This is a genomic window from Kribbella sp. VKM Ac-2566, assembly GCF_004366005.1.
Classification (GTDB): domain Bacteria; phylum Actinomycetota; class Actinomycetes; order Propionibacteriales; family Kribbellaceae; genus Kribbella; species Kribbella pratensis.
Window position 1 is genome coordinate 289,959 of the sequence record NZ_SODT01000008.1, and the last position, 13,669, is coordinate 303,627.

Sequence of the window (13,669 nt, forward strand, 5' to 3'; positions counted from 1 at the left end):
GGTTGGACAGGGAAGCCAACTAAGATTGGTTGTTCCTGTGTTCTGAGTCGGGGCGGGTCCCGGCCGTAGAGAGGACCTCGGTGGATCAAACCCCCACATCGGCCGATCACGACAACCATGGCGGCCTTGACGGCCCTGATGGTGTGGAGCGTGCTGAGCTGGCGGCGGAGCAACAGCATGTCGACCGGGTCTACGGCCGGGTCGAGGAGGCCGCGCGGTCGGCGTCCCGGATCGCGGTCGAAGGCCACCAGCGCGGCCAGGCGCAGAACGTCGGGCGTGTCCGCGACGAGGAGCAGACCGGTCTGTACGAGCGCGACGTGCTGGTGTTCGCCGCCGCGCGCCGGATCGCCGAGCTGGACGCCGAGCACGAGGGCCTGGTGTTCGGCCGGCTCGACTCCGACCACGGCGACGACGAGCCGGCCGCCACGACCGCGGACGGGCTCGACAAGCTGTACGTCGGGCGTATCGGTGTCCGCGACGCCGAGTACGAACCGCTGGTGATCGACTGGCGCGCGCCCGCGGCCGAGCCGTTCTACCGCGCGACCCCGACGGACCGGCAGAAGGTCGTCCGGCGCCGCGTGCTGCGGAACAAGGGGGCGCGGATCGTCGGTCTCGAGGACGACCTGCTGGCGCCGGAGCGGGCGCCGGAGGACCTGCCGGTGATGGGCGAGGGCGCGCTGATGGCCTCGTTGTCGCGGGCCCGTGGGCACACGATGCGCGACATCGTCGCCACCATCCAGGCCGAGCAGGACGAGGCGATCCGGGCACCAGCCCGCGGCGTCACCGTCATCGGCGGTGGACCGGGCACCGGCAAGACAGTGGTCGCTCTGCACCGCGCGGCGTACCTGCTGTACAGCGACCGCCGCCGCTTCGAGCGTGGCGGCGTACTGGTCGTCGGACCGTCGGCCGCGTTCATGGCCTACATCGAGCGAGTGCTGCCGAGCCTCGGTGAGAACACGGTCTCGCTGCGTGCTGTCGGCGAGCTGGTCGACGGCGTGAAGGCTACTGCGGTCGACAACGCCGCAGCGGCTGCCATCAAGGGCTCGCTGCGGATGCGCGCGGTGCTGGCACGTGCCGCCCGCGACCGGGTGCCGAACGCGCCGACGAACCTGCGGATCTTCCTCGGCGGCGCCACCGTCGAGCTGGACGCCAACCAGCTCGACAACGTACGACGGAATGCGCTGCGCCGCACGGCCCGCAACCGGGCCGCCGCCGAGGCACGGAAGGGCCTGATCGCCGCGCTGTGGCAGCGGTTCCCGGAGGACCTGCGCAACGGGCCTCTCGGCGACCGCGAGGCGTTCGGCGACCGTGTCGCCGACACACCGGCGTTCCGCACGTTCTTCAGCCAGTGGTGGCCGGTGCTGACCCCGGAAGCGGTACTGCGGTGGCTCGGTGACGCCCGCCGCCTTCAGCGCTGGGCCCGCAACGACCTGACCCCCGCTGAGGTCGACGCACTCGCTACGGCGATCCGAACGACCGATGAGTTCACCATTGCCGACGTCGCGTTGCTGGACGAGCTGACCGCGTTCCTGGGACGTCCTCCGATCGTGGAGAACAACGACGAGGAGTTCGACTGGCTCGAAGGGCTGTCGGACGGCGTCAACGAAGTACTGACCACCTCAGAGCGCCGCGTCCGGGCTGCTGCGGCACGGGAGGCCGAGGAGCCGGAGGAGTACGCGCACGTGCTGGTGGACGAGGCGCAGGACCTCTCCCCCATGCAGTGGCGGATGGTGACGCGGCGCGGACCGCAGGCCAGCTGGACGATCGTCGGCGACCCGGCGCAGAGCTCCTGGCCCGACCCGGACGAGGCGCGGGCCGCGATGGACTCGATGCTGTCGCACCTGCAGCGGCACGCGTTCCGGCTGTCCACCAACTACCGGAACTCGGCCGAGATCTACTCGTTCGCCGGCGAGGTGATCCGGCAGTCCATCCCGGACGCGGACCTGCCGAACGCGGTCCGCAGTACCGGAGTGGAGCCGGAGCACCGGATCTTCGACGCCGGCAAGGTCGCCGAGGCCGCTGGTGACGCGGCGGTCGAACTGCTCCAGGTGGTCGAGGGCACTGTCGGCGTCATCGTGCCGCCGGCGCTCCGCCCGGTCGTCGACCCGGTCCTCGCGGAGCTGAACGACCCGCGGGTCGTCGCGGTCAGCCCGCTGGATTCCAAGGGCCTCGAGTACGACGCCGTGGTCGTCGTCGAACCGGACCGGATCGTCAGCGACACACTGGGCGGCGTACGAGCTCTCTACGTGGTTCTCACCCGCGCCACCCAGCGCCTCATCACCGTCAACAGCACGACCCGCTGGCTGCCGTCCTAGGGTCCCTCAGGCGCGCGGTACGACGTACGACACCAGGTCGGCGTCGTTGGCCGCGAGGTCGGCCCAGCGGGTGGTGAGGTGCAGGATCGCGAGGCCCGTGGTCGGGTACTTCTGGGTGAGCTCGACGCGCTCGGGGCTGGTGCCGTCGAGTGCGAGCTCGTCGGCAAGCCACGGGATGCCCGGCGCGTGGCCGACGACGATCACGGTGCGCGCCTCGGCCGGGGTCTCGTGGACGACGTCCAGGATGCCGTCGGTGTCGGCGTTGTAGAGGCGCTTGTCGTACCAGACGTCCTTCGCAGTGACGCCGGCCTCGGCGACGTACTTCCAGGTCTCGCGGGTGCGCTTCGACGGCGAGCACAGGACCAGGTCCGCTTCGATGCCTTGGGCAACGAGGTGCCGGCCGGCGGCGCTCGCGTCGGCGCGGCCGCGGTCGGCCAGCGGGCGTTCGAGATCCGGCAGCGTCTCCGGCGGCACCGCCTTGGCATGCCGGAGCAGGACGAGAGTGCGGTCGATCAACAGGTCCGACGGGTCAGCCATTGGGTCAGGATACGACGGCTGCCGTGAGGTTGCGGAACACCTGACGCGTTGCCGTGGATCTGTTCAGGGTGATGAAGTGGATGCCGGGCGCGCCGCCCGCCAGCAAGCGTTCGCACAACTCGGTGGCGATCTCGACACCGACCTCGCGCACGGCGGCCGGGTCGTCCTCGACGGCGAGCAGCCGGTCGGTGACGGCGGTCGGCAGCGCCATGCCGGTGAGTTCGGCCATCCGCTGGATCTGCTTGATGTTCGTGACCGGCATGATGCCCGGCAGCACCGGAATCTCGCAGCCGAGCGCGGCAGCGCGGTCGACGAGCCGGAAGTAGTCGTCGGCGCCGAAGAACATCTGCGTGATGGCGTAGTCGGCGCCGGCCTGCGCCTTCGCGGCGAGCACCTGCGCGTCCGCCTCGAGCGAGGCCGCCTCCGGATGCTTGTCGGGGAAGGCAGCGACGCCGACGCAGAAGTCGCCCAGCGAACGGATCAGCTCGACCAGCTCGGTGGCGTGGTTGAGGCCTTCAGGGTGCGCGACCCACGGCTGGTTCGGTCCGCCCGGCGGGTCGCCGCGGAGCGCGAGCATGTTGCGGACCCCGGATCCCGCGTACGCGCCGATCACGGAGCGGAGCTCGTCGCGGGAGTGCGCGACGCAGGTCAGGTGCCCGAGCGGCGTCAGCGACGTGTCCTGCGCGACCCGCTCGGTGACCCGGATGGTGCCGTCACGCGTCGTCCCGCCGGCGCCGTACGTGATCGAGACGAAGGTCGGGCGCAGCTGCTCGATCTCGCGGATCGACCGCCACAGCACCTCCTCCGCCTCGGGGGTCTTCGGTGGGAAGAACTCGAACGAGAAGGACCGGTCTCCGGACGCCAGCAGCTCGCGAATCGTCGGCGCACCGCCGGGAAGCGTCGAAGGAAGACCGTTCGCCATGACGTCAGGTTACCCGCGGTGGCCAGTCGCGTCTGCCCACCGACTACGCTCCGAGACGTGTATGGCGATGTGGACATCCCGGCCGAGATCCAGCGTGCACTGAGCGGGTTCCTCGACCAGCAGGAGGAGCGGCTGACGGCGATCGGCCCGGAGCTGGCCGAGCAGGTGCAGGCCGCACGGGACGCGACCAGCGGCGGCAAGCGGTTGCGTCCGTCCTTCTGCTACTGGGGTTTCCGGGCCGCGGGCGGCGATCCGGCCCAACCGATCCTGACCGCCGCGGCGAGCCTGGAGATGCTGCACGTCAGCGCGCTGGTGCACGACGACGTGATGGATTCCTCGGACGTACGACGGGGTGCGCCGGCCGCGCATCGCCGGTTCGAGGCGCTGCAGCGGGGACGGTCCGCGAAGTCCGGACACGGTGCGGATCCGGTCGGATTCGGCGTCGGCGCCGCGATCCTGCTCGGCGACCTGTGCCTCATCTGGGCCGACGAGCTGCTGCACACGTCGGGATTCGACGCGGCGGCACTGGCCCGGGCGGAGCAGTACTTCGACGCCGTACGGGTCGAGGTGACGGCCGGGCAGTACCTCGATCTGCTCGCGCAGGCGAGTGGCGAGTCGGACATGGACCTGGCGTTGCGCGTGCTGCGCTACAAGTCGGCGACGTACACGATCGAGCGGCCGCTGCACGTCGGTGCCGCGTTGGCCGGAGGGGACGCGCAATTGATCTCGTCGCTGTCCGGGTACGGGCTGCCGCTGGGCGAGGCGTTCCAGCTGCGGGACGACCTGCTCGGGGTGTTCGGGGATCCAGCGGTGACGGGCAAGCCGGCGGGGGACGATCTGCGTGAGGGCAAGCGGACGGTCCTGATCGCGTACGCCGTCGACCACGCGTCGGAGATCCAGCTGACCGAGTTCGACCGGCTCTTCGGGCGCCCGGACCTCGACGACGACGAGATCCAACTGCTCCGCGAGATCCTCCAGGACTCTCGCGCCGTACAGGCCTGCGAAGACCTCATCACCGACCGCACCGAGGACGCCCTCGACGCCCTCGACCGCGCTCCCCTGGCCGACGACGTCGCCCGCAAGGCCCTCACGGACCTGGCCGTCGCTGCGACCTCGCGGGTGGTCTAGCTACTGCTCCGCCAGCATGTTGATGAGGCGGAGAAGGTCTGCGGTGGCCGGGAGGTTGCCGAGGACGATGACCTTGAGGACGGCTCGCTCCTCGTCGTAGATCGTCTCGGCCTTGAGGTTGACCGCTTCGGGCTGGTTGAGCGCGCCGTGGATGTGCGTGCTGAGGCGGTCCGCGGTGGCGCGGTCGACCGCGTCGATGTGCACGATGCTGGACGCCTCGACGTGCCGCGCGGAGCGGTCGACTTCGATCACGGCGGCCGGCGTACCGGTGAATTTCTCGAGGTCTTCGCGGGTGATCCGGTACTGCTTCCCGATCCGCACCGCCTTCAGGCGCCCGTCGCGGACGTAGTTCCGGATCGTCCGAACGTGCAGGCCCAGCTGGTTCGCCACCTGCTCCACCGAATACAGCTCCTGGGCCATCTTCTCAGCGTAAGGCACGTTCCTTAGAATTCCCTATAAATAGCTGATTAGAGGCACTTAAGGTATTTTGAGGTACATGGAGCTACTGGCTGGAGTGCGGGTCCACGTGAGTGACACATCGCTCGGCGACGAGAGCGACGCCGTGCAGCTGATCGTCGACGCGCATTACGCGCATCAGGCCGAGTGGGTCGCGTTTGCGCCGGAGCAGTTGGGCGACGCGTTCTTCGAGCTGAGCACTGGGTTCGCGGGCGCGATCACGCAGAAGTTCGTGATGTACCGGATGGGCTTGGCTGTCGTCGGTGACATCTCGGAGCGGGTCGCGGCGAGCAAGCCGCTCGCGGACTGGGTGCGGGAGAGCAACCGCGGTCGCAATCTGCTGTTCGCCGCGGACCTCGGCGAACTGGAGGAACAGCTACAGGACCGGCAGTGAGCTCAGCAGGTCAGGTGTTTCCGTCTCGGCGATGAGCACCCGGAGCTGGCCGGAGTTCGTGGTGTCCTCGGCGAAGATCTGGAGCGCGACGTCGACCGTGTCGTGGTCGTGTTCGAGCAGGTGCAGCAGCCCGGTCCACAACACGACCTCGGGCGCGCCCGTCGACCGGTCGCTCAGCGAGTCGGCGAGCGCGTCCCAGTTCCGGCCGAACCAGCGCGGCAGGTCGAACGCGGTCGCACACAGGTCGAGGAAGCCGGTCTTGTCGTGGATCTCGGCGGTGTCGAGAAGCACGAACCCGAACCCGGCGGCGGCAGCATCCCGGCGTACGTCGGCAACACCCGGGGCGGACGGCCAACGGTAAACACCCGGCCGCAACCCTTCGGCCAGCAACGTGCTCAGCGAGGTCATGAAGTTCCCCCGTCTTCCGCGATCCGGCGGAAGGACTTGTAATGGTCGTCCGTGTAATAACGCTCGCCGGCGTTCCCGATCACGATGCGGCGGGCGCCTCGGTCCTTCTCCCCCGGCGTCTTCACCGTGTACTCGTGGTAGTAGCCGCGGTCGTGCTTCGGCAGGATCTTCTCCAGGTTGCCGAACACCACACCGTCGCGGCTGTACGGGTACGGTCCGCCCTGGTCGATCAGCTTCAGCGTGTCCCTGCCTTCCTTCGGCAGGTCCGCGACGGCGACGTACTTGAGACCGCTCGTCGGATCGAGGTCACCCGACGACGCCTTCTTGTCGGCCGAACAGCCGAACAGCGACGCCGCCAGGGTGATCACCAGCATGGCGATCACCACGACCGCGACGATCCGTGCGGCCTTCGGGTTGTTGATCACCGAAGCCTCCGACTGAACTCGGCGGCCGCCTCCCCCGGGTCCTCCGCTTCGGTGATCGCCCGTACGACGACCACGCGCGTGGCCCCCGCGTCCAGTACCTCGTCCAGCCGCTCCAGATCGATGCCACCGATCGCGAACCACGGTTTCGACTGTTTGCGACCGGCCGCGTACGAGACCAGGTCCAGACCGGCGGCCTGACGCCCCGGCTTGGTTGGGGTCGCCCAGGTCGGCCCGACACAGAAGTAGTCCGAGCCCACCTCGTCGGCCGCGGCGTTCACCTGGCTGAACGTGTGCGTCGAGCGCCCGACGACCGGACCGGGCCCGACGATCGCGCGAGCGGCATGCACCGGCAGGTCACGCTGTCCCAGATGCAGTACGTCGGCGCCCGCGGCGAATGCGATGTCAGCGCGGTCGTTGACGGCCAGCAGCTTGCCGTGCCGCCGGCACGCGTCGGCGAACACCTCCAGCGCGGCCAGTTCGTCGGCCGCCTCCATCTCCTTCTGCCGGAGCTGCACGATGTCCACGCCGCCGGCCAGCGCGGCGTCCAGGAACTGTTCGAGGTCGCCCTGCTTCTCGCGCGCATCCGTGCACAGGTAGAGCCGGGCATCCGCAAGACGGTCGGTGTGGTCAGTCACACCCCAAAGCCTGCCATGCCGCGCCAGACGTAAGGTTGAAGCCATGCCTGATGTGGTGGTTGTAGGTGCCGGGCTGATCGGTCTGGCGACGGCGTGGCGACTGGCCGCAGACGGTATCCAGGTGACGGTATGTGACCCAACACCCGGCGCGCAGACGTCGAACGTCGCGGCCGGCATGCTCGCCCCGGTCACGGAGGTGGAGTACGGCGAGGACGATCTGCTGGCGCTCAACCTGGCCTCGGTGAACGCCTGGCCCGCCTTCGCCTCCGAGCTCGAAGAACTCACCGGACAGCCCGCAGGCCTCCACCAGACGGGCACACTGTCCGTCGCGTACGACGTGGACGACGCAGCAGCACTCCGTAGGCTCGCCGAATACCAGCGACGCCTCGGCCTCGAGGTGGAGGTGTTGTCCGGTCGCGACGCCCGCCGCCGCGAGCCCATGCTCGCCACAGGTGTCTCCGGTGGCGTCTGGGTCCCAGGTGACCATTCCGTCGACAACAGGCAGGCGGTAGCGACTCTGCTCCGCGCCGTCGAGCTCTCCGGCGTACAGCTCATCCGCCAACGCGTTACCCGAGTCATCACGTCCGGTACGACGGCACTCGGCGTACAGCTCGAGAACGGCGACACGGTGCACGCAGGTCATGTGATCGCGGCAGTAGGTCCGTGGTCGTCGCAGCTGGACGGCGTACCCGAGGAGCTTCGTCCGCCGGTGCGTCCGGTGAAGGGTGAGGTACTGCGGTTGCGGGTCCCGGAGGCGTACCGCCCGGCGCTCCAGCACACTGTGCGCGCCACAGCCCGTGGCTTCTCCGTCTACCTCGTCCCACGACCAGGTGGCGAGCTGGTGATCGGTGCGACCAGCACCGAGCTCGGCTACGACACCCGCGTGCTGGCCGGCGGTGTGTTTGCCCTGCTCCGCGACGCGCGCACCGTGCTCCCGGTCATCGACGAGCTCGAATTCGTGGAGTCGATCGCGGGCCTCCGCCCGGCGACACCGGACAACGCACCGATACTCGGCCCGTCCGGTGTGGATCGGTTGCTGTGGGCAACCGGTCACTATCGCAACGGCGTGCTGCTGACGCCGGTCACCGCGCAGATCCTCGCGGAGACCGTCCGCACCGGAACGCTCCCGGACCTCGGAAAACCCTTCCTCGCCAGCCGGTTCGGTCACTGACTCACCGTTGCCCGCAGCAACCGGAAAGATTGTGAACGACAACAATGTAGTTCAGCCTTGAATTGTAACCTTTGCGTTACAGGCGTAACACCAACCCCATTCGCCCCTGTTGTCACATCCGTACCAGCACATACGGTCAAGTGACGTTCACACGGGGAGTTGGTTGCGATGCGCAACGTCGTACGGATCTTGAGCGGCCTGGCGGTACCGGTGCTGACCGCGGCGGTGATCACCGCCGGCTCGCCCGGCTTCGGCGCGTACAAGGTCAAGGAGGGTGACACCCTCAGCCACATCGCCGGCCGCTACGGGACGACGGTCTCGACACTGGTCGCGCTGAACAAGCTGCCCGGCAACGGCAACGCGATCTACGCCGGCGAGGTGCTCAAGGTCCCCGGCAAGGGGTCGACGACCACCACGACCAGGACGCGCTCGAAGCTCGGCCGGGTGACGTACGTCGTGAAGCCCGGCGACACCGTCTCCGGGATCGCGAAGCGCTTCAAGTGCTCGCAGGCCAACCTGCTCGCCGCGAACGGGCTGAAGGCCGGCGCCCGCATCTACGCGGGCAAGCCGCTCCAGGTGCCGGTGAAGGTCCGCCCGAAGCCCCGGACCGACAACACGTTCGCGGGGCGCACGTACGCCGACCACGTCGTCGCAGCGGCCAACCGCAACCGGGCCACCCTGAAGAAGCGCAAGCTGCCGACCCGGACCCAGATGCGCTCACTGATCGTGAGCACCGCGAAACGGTACGGCGTCGACCCGGAGCTCGCGCTCGCGGTCAGCTGGCAGGAGTCCGGCTGGAAGCAGCGGGTCGTCTCCCCGGCCAACGCGATCGGCGCGATGCAGGTCATCCCGTCGACCGGCCGGTTCGCCTCCCGGGTCGTCGGCCGCGAGCTGGACCTGCTGAAACCACGCGACAACGTCACTGCCGGCGTCGTCCTGCTGAGCCGCCTGACAGGCGCCGCCAAGCTCGACATCGCGGTGGCCGGCTACTACCAGGGCCTGGGCGGCGTGAAGAAGAACGGCATGTACGCCGACACGAAGCTGTACGTGAAGAACGTCCTCCGCATCAAGGCCCAGCTGGAACGCGGGTGGGACCCCCTGCGGTGAGCCTGGCGCTGTCAAGCTGAGGCGTTATCTACACTCTCTGAGCAGACGGTTTGGGGAGAGGCGGCTCACCGCAAGTGACGGACGACGTGGACACGCAGGTCAGCGACCGCCTCGTCGGGCGCGTGCTCGACGGTCGGTACCGCGTGGACGCGCGCGTCGCGAAGGGCGGCATGGCCACCGTCTACGAGGCGCTGGACATGCGGCTGGACCGGACCGTCGCGCTCAAGGTGATGCACGACGGGCTCGGTGACGACGCCCAGTTCACCCGCCGGTTCGTGGCCGAGGCCCGCGCCGCCGCCCGGCTCTCGAACCCGAACGTGGTGGCCGTCTTCGACCAGGGCGACGACAACGGCACCCTGTTCCTCGCGATGGAGTACGTGCGCGGCCGCACCCTGCGCGACGTCATCCGCGAGGAGGCGCCGCTGTCCCCTGCCCGTGCGCTGGACCTGCTGACACCGGTCCTGTCCGCACTGTCGGCCGCCCACGACGCCGGCATCGTGCACCGCGACATCAAGCCCGAGAACGTCCTGATTTCCGACAAGGGCGCGGTGAAGGTCGCCGACTTCGGTCTGGCCCGCGCGGTGAGTGCCAGCGGCAACACCGCCACCCAGGGGCTCCTGATGGGCACCGTGTCGTACCTGGCGCCGGAGTTGGTCACGGACGGTAGTGCGGACGCGCGCTCGGACGTGTACTCGGCCGGCATCCTCCTGTACGAGATGCTCACCGGCAACAAGCCACACTCCGGTGACACCCCGATCCAGGTCGCCTACGCCCACGTGCATGCCGACGTACCCCCACCGTCGCTGGAGCAGCCGAGCATCCCGCCGTACGTCGATGCGCTCGTGCAGCGCGCGACCGCGCGTGACCGCGACCTGCGGCCGACCGACGCGCGGGTGTTCAGCCGGCAGGTGCACCGGGTGCGCAGTGCGCTCGACGAGGGGCTGCCGGACGACCCCGAGCTGACCGGTGACCTGACGGTGCCGATTCACCAGATCCGGCAGGACAGCGGGTACGACGACGGTTACTCGCGCGGTCAGGCGCCCCCGGACAGCCAGCCGATTCGCCACGACACGATCGTCGTAACGGTGGACCACGGTCGGCCGACCGGCGCTCCGGCCAAGACACCCGCACCGCCACGGCGCAGGTCCCGGGGGCCAATCGCGCTGATTCTGATCCTCGCGGCCGCGATCGGCATCGGTACGTCGGCCTGGTACTACGGCATCCACCGGTACACCACCACGCCCGACCTGGTGAACATGGAGCCCGCCGCCGCGAACGCGAAGGCGGCGGAGAGGGGCCTTCGAACGAGCCTCGACAACCAGGACTACTCGGAGGACGTGAAGAAGGGTGAGGTCATCCGCACCGACCCGAAGGCAGGTGACCGGATCCGGAAGAACGGTGACATCGGTCTCACCGTTTCCAAGGGACCGGAGCGGTACCGGGTGCCCCAGCTCGTCGGTCTGCAACTGGATGCCGCGCAGCAGGCACTGTCGCCGATCAAGCTGATCACCGGGCAGATCATCGAGCAGTACAACGAGACCGTGCCGCAGGGCAAGGTGATCGCGATCAGCCCGAAGTTCAACACGATCGTGAAGCCGGGGACGGCGGTGAACTTCGCGGTCAGCAAGGGCAAACGGCCGATCACCGTGCCGGACCTGACCGGCAAGTCGTACAAGGACGCGAAGAAGACGCTGACCAGGCTCGGGTTCGTCGTCGGGCGCACCACGCAGTACGACGAGAAGATCGCCGAGGGCAACGTGATCAGCCAGAGCCCGAACAACGGCACGCTGTTCGCCAAGGACAAGGTCTCGCTGGTCGTGTCGCTCGGCCCGCCGCTGGTCGAGGTCCCGGACGTGAAGCGGAAGACCACTGCCGACGCGCAGAAGATCCTCGGCGACGCGGGCTTCAAGGTGACGGTGCAGAAGGCGCCCTTCAATCTCGGCCTCAACATCGTCGCGGCCCAGAGCCCCGGCGCCGGCCGGAAGGTGAAACCCGGCAGCACGATCGTGATCACCGTGCTCTGATTTTGGCCTACCCGCGACGGATCTGATCTGATGTCCGGCGTGACCCACCCGCGTCTCGCCGTACTGGCCCTGCTGTCGGTTGCGGCCGCGTGGGGATCGACGTTCTTCCTGACCAAGGACCTGCTCACCAGGATGGACGTCGCCGACTACTTGGCGTTGCGGTTCCTGATCGCGTCGGTCGCGCTGGTGCTGGTCCACCCGCCCGCGATCGCGCGGCTGAGCCGCCTGGACCGCGGCCGCGCCGTTGCCCTCGGCATCACGTACGGCATCGCCCAGCTCCTCCAGACCGAGGGCCTGCGGCACACCTCGGCGAGCGTCTCCGGCTTCGTCACCGGCATGTACGTCGTCTTCACCCCGCTGCTCGGCGCCGTGATCCTGCGGCACAAGATCGGCCGCTGGGCCTGGGTCGCGGTGGTCCTCGCCACGACCGGTCTCGGCGTACTGTCCCTGCGCGGACTCAGCCTCGGCCAGGGCGAGCTGCTGACGCTGGCATCCGCCGGCCTCTACGCGCTGCACATCATCGGCCTCGGCGCCTGGTCGACGTCGAGGAACGCGTTCGGTCTGTCGTCGCTGCAGATGATCGTGATCACCTGCGTCTGCGCGATCGGCGCCCTGCCCGGCGGGTTCTCGGTGCCGAGCACCGGCGGCGACTGGGTCAGCGTGATCTACATGGCGCTGGTCGCCGGAGCCCTAGCGCTGATCGTCCAAACCTGGGCACAGGCACACCTGACTCCCACTCGCGCGGCGATTGCGATGACAATGGAGCCAGTGTTCGCCTCGGCGTTCGCGGTGCTGTTCGGCTCCGACAGCCTCACCTGGCGGATGCTGGTCGGCGGCGCACTGGTCGTGTCGGCCATGTATCTGGTCGAGCTGGCACCACGGCGTAAGTTCGAGGCGGAAGTGCAGCACCTGGCGCAGTAGATTCGGGGGGACCATGCGGGAGAGTCATCGGCGGGACCGGTGGTTCCCGTACGTCGTGATCGCCCTCCTGCTCGCGATACTGGCCGCCGGGACCGCCACCAACCTGGTCCGCAACCCGCAACCCCGCCTGGTCGCCGACGGCGTCCCCGGTGACACTGCGCCCGCACACACCAGCTCTTCGCTCAGGAGCGACAAGTACGACGAGCTGGTCCGGCACGCGCTGGCCGACCTCGACGCGCTCACCCTCCCGAACGGCGCGACCCTGGCCGGCTGGGACGGCCCGTGGCGGTACGTCTGGCCCCGGGACGCGTCGTTCGTCGCCGTCGCCCGCTGCGCGATCGGCCAGTACGACCAGGCGCTCGACGTACTGTCGTTCCTGGACCGCGTCCGGCCGTCGACCGGTCGCTGGCAGGCCCGCTACACCGATGCCGGCCGACACGTCGACGACGGTCGCGAGCCGCAGCTGGACGCCTCCGGGTGGGTGCTGTGGGCCACGTGGTTCTGCCGCTTTGGCAAGCGGTACTGGGACCTCGTCGAGGAGTCGGCCGACCAGATCCTCAGCGAACTGGGGCCCGACGGGCTGCCTGCGCCTTCCCCTGACTACTGGGAGCGCTCCGAGAAGGAGCTGACGATCGGAACGGTCGCCCCGTTGCTGACGGGCCTGCGGTCGGCCGTGCGGATCGCCACCGAGGAGAAGCGCCCGGTCGAGGCGACCCGCTGGCGGGAAGGTCTCGACAAGTTGTCTGCGGCAACCGACCGGGTCTTCGGGCCGGACTATCCGCGGACACCGGCCCGAGCCAGGAGCTTCGTCGAGCCAGGTGTCGAACCGATCAGCGTCGGCGGCGGTGCCGACGCGTTCGTTGCCGTACTGGGGCCGCCGTTCGCCCCTGATCGGCCCGTCGTGTCCACGGCGATCAACCAGGCGCACGCCGTACTCACGCAGCCCAACGGTGGCGTGACGCCTGGCGAATCGTGGCGTGCTGACGGAGTGTCCTGGACGCCTCAGACCGCGTTGTTCGCGTTGAGCGCTGCCGCGCGCGGGGATCGCTCCGGAGCCGAGGCACTGCTCTCCTGGCTCGACCAGCACCGGACCAGTAGCGGTGCGCTGCCCGAGAAGGTCAACCGGGACCTGGAGCCGGCCGGCGAGGCCCCACTCGCGTGGACTGCCGCACTCGTGGTTCTCGCCGACACAGCTCTCCAGAACCCGCTGCCGGTCCCGTAGTTCC

14 protein-coding genes are annotated in these 13,669 nt (G+C 69.1%); 8 read left to right on the forward strand and 6 right to left on the reverse strand.

Features of this window, described 5'->3' with window-relative positions:
• Positions 1 to 143: 143 nt before the first annotated feature.
• On the forward strand, positions 144 to 2,315 hold the full coding sequence (locus EV647_RS04395) for a UvrD-helicase domain-containing protein (protein ID WP_166679789.1): 2,172 nt from the start codon (positions 144 to 146) through the stop codon (positions 2,313 to 2,315).
• A gap of 6 nt (positions 2,316 to 2,321) precedes the next feature.
• Here EV647_RS04395 and EV647_RS04400 read toward each other — a convergent pair whose 3' ends face one another.
• Both EV647_RS04400 and metF read right to left on the reverse strand, forming a co-directional pair.
• Complete coding sequence (locus tag EV647_RS04400; protein WP_133998752.1) at positions 2,322 to 2,852, reverse strand: histidine phosphatase family protein; 531 nt, start codon at positions 2,850 to 2,852, stop codon at positions 2,322 to 2,324.
• Positions 2,853 to 2,856: 4 nt separating this feature from the next.
• Positions 2,857 to 3,774: a methylenetetrahydrofolate reductase [NAD(P)H] gene (gene metF / locus EV647_RS04405; protein ID WP_133998755.1), complete on the reverse strand. Its 918-nt coding sequence runs from the start codon at positions 3,772 to 3,774 to the stop codon at positions 2,857 to 2,859.
• A 57-nt stretch (positions 3,775 to 3,831) separates the two neighbouring features.
• Here metF and EV647_RS04410 point away from each other — a divergent pair, with 57 nt between their 5' ends.
• Complete coding sequence (locus EV647_RS04410; RefSeq protein WP_133998759.1) at positions 3,832 to 4,902, forward strand: polyprenyl synthetase family protein; 1,071 nt, start codon at positions 3,832 to 3,834, stop codon at positions 4,900 to 4,902.
• On the opposite strand, the gene EV647_RS04415 is transcribed toward EV647_RS04410, so the two are convergent.
• Positions 4,903 to 5,322: a helix-turn-helix domain-containing protein gene (locus tag EV647_RS04415; protein WP_133998762.1), complete on the reverse strand. Its 420-nt coding sequence runs from the start codon at positions 5,320 to 5,322 to the stop codon at positions 4,903 to 4,905.
• Positions 5,323 to 5,398: 76 nt separating this feature from the next.
• On the opposite strand from EV647_RS04415, the gene EV647_RS04420 reads away from it, so the two are divergent.
• On the forward strand, positions 5,399 to 5,752 hold the full coding sequence (locus tag EV647_RS04420) for a DUF4180 domain-containing protein (RefSeq protein ID WP_133998765.1): 354 nt from the start codon (positions 5,399 to 5,401) through the stop codon (positions 5,750 to 5,752).
• Here EV647_RS04420 and EV647_RS04425 read toward each other — a convergent pair.
• Genes EV647_RS04425 through thiE form a run of 3 tightly spaced genes read right to left on the reverse strand, consistent with a single transcriptional unit; the run spans position 5,735 to position 7,220 of the window.
• Positions 5,735 to 6,160 (reverse strand): barstar family protein, encoded by a 426-nt coding sequence (locus EV647_RS04425; RefSeq protein WP_133998768.1) that lies wholly within the window; start codon positions 6,158 to 6,160, stop codon positions 5,735 to 5,737. The genes EV647_RS04420 and EV647_RS04425 overlap by 18 nt on opposite strands.
• A complete protein-coding gene (locus tag EV647_RS04430) occupies positions 6,157 to 6,585 on the reverse strand; it encodes a ribonuclease domain-containing protein (RefSeq protein WP_202876037.1) in 429 nt (142 codons plus the stop codon). The genes EV647_RS04425 and EV647_RS04430 overlap by 4 nt, the downstream gene beginning before the upstream one ends.
• On the reverse strand, positions 6,582 to 7,220 hold the full coding sequence (gene thiE, locus EV647_RS04435) for a thiamine phosphate synthase (protein ID WP_238177026.1): 639 nt from the start codon (positions 7,218 to 7,220) through the stop codon (positions 6,582 to 6,584). Before thiE ends, EV647_RS04430 begins: the two co-directional genes overlap by 4 nt.
• A gap of 43 nt (positions 7,221 to 7,263) precedes the next feature.
• Here thiE and thiO point away from each other — a divergent pair, with 43 nt between their 5' ends.
• The 5 genes from thiO (at position 7,264) to EV647_RS04460 (ending at position 13,665) form a co-directional block, all read left to right on the forward strand.
• Positions 7,264 to 8,391 carry a glycine oxidase ThiO gene (gene thiO / locus EV647_RS04440; RefSeq protein WP_133998774.1) on the forward strand — a complete coding sequence of 376 codons (1,128 nt, stop codon included), beginning with the start codon at positions 7,264 to 7,266 and terminating at the stop codon, positions 8,389 to 8,391.
• Positions 8,392 to 8,559: 168 nt separating this feature from the next.
• Positions 8,560 to 9,498: a LysM peptidoglycan-binding domain-containing protein gene (locus EV647_RS04445; RefSeq protein WP_133998777.1), complete on the forward strand. Its 939-nt coding sequence runs from the start codon at positions 8,560 to 8,562 to the stop codon at positions 9,496 to 9,498.
• A 74-nt stretch (positions 9,499 to 9,572) separates the two neighbouring features.
• A complete protein-coding gene (pknB, locus tag EV647_RS04450; protein ID WP_133998780.1) occupies positions 9,573 to 11,522 on the forward strand; it encodes a Stk1 family PASTA domain-containing Ser/Thr kinase in 1,950 nt (649 codons plus the stop codon).
• 30 nt (positions 11,523 to 11,552) lie between these two features.
• Positions 11,553 to 12,443 (forward strand): DMT family transporter, encoded by an 891-nt coding sequence (locus tag EV647_RS04455; protein ID WP_133998783.1) that lies wholly within the window; start codon positions 11,553 to 11,555, stop codon positions 12,441 to 12,443.
• A 13-nt stretch (positions 12,444 to 12,456) separates the two neighbouring features.
• Complete coding sequence (locus EV647_RS04460) at positions 12,457 to 13,665, forward strand: glucoamylase (protein ID WP_133998786.1); 1,209 nt, start codon at positions 12,457 to 12,459, stop codon at positions 13,663 to 13,665.
• Positions 13,666 to 13,669: the final 4 nt, after the last annotated feature.

Coding starts and splice junctions, on each gene's coding strand:
- EV647_RS04460 (WP_133998786.1), top strand. CDS start 12,457: ATGCGGGAGAGTCATCGGCGGGACCGGTGGTTCCCGTACGTCGTGATC.
- EV647_RS04400 (WP_133998752.1), bottom strand. CDS start 2,852: ATGGCTGACCCGTCGGACCTGTTGATCGACCGCACTCTCGTCCTGCTC.
- EV647_RS04445 (WP_133998777.1), top strand. CDS start 8,560: ATGCGCAACGTCGTACGGATCTTGAGCGGCCTGGCGGTACCGGTGCTG.
- thiO (WP_133998774.1), top strand. CDS start 7,264: ATGCCTGATGTGGTGGTTGTAGGTGCCGGGCTGATCGGTCTGGCGACG.
- EV647_RS04420 (WP_133998765.1), top strand. CDS start 5,399: ATGGAGCTACTGGCTGGAGTGCGGGTCCACGTGAGTGACACATCGCTC.
- EV647_RS04455 (WP_133998783.1), top strand. CDS start 11,553: ATGTCCGGCGTGACCCACCCGCGTCTCGCCGTACTGGCCCTGCTGTCG.
- EV647_RS04425 (WP_133998768.1), bottom strand. CDS start 6,160: ATGACCTCGCTGAGCACGTTGCTGGCCGAAGGGTTGCGGCCGGGTGTT.
- metF (WP_133998755.1), bottom strand. CDS start 3,774: ATGGCGAACGGTCTTCCTTCGACGCTTCCCGGCGGTGCGCCGACGATT.
- EV647_RS04415 (WP_133998762.1), bottom strand. CDS start 5,322: ATGGCCCAGGAGCTGTATTCGGTGGAGCAGGTGGCGAACCAGCTGGGC.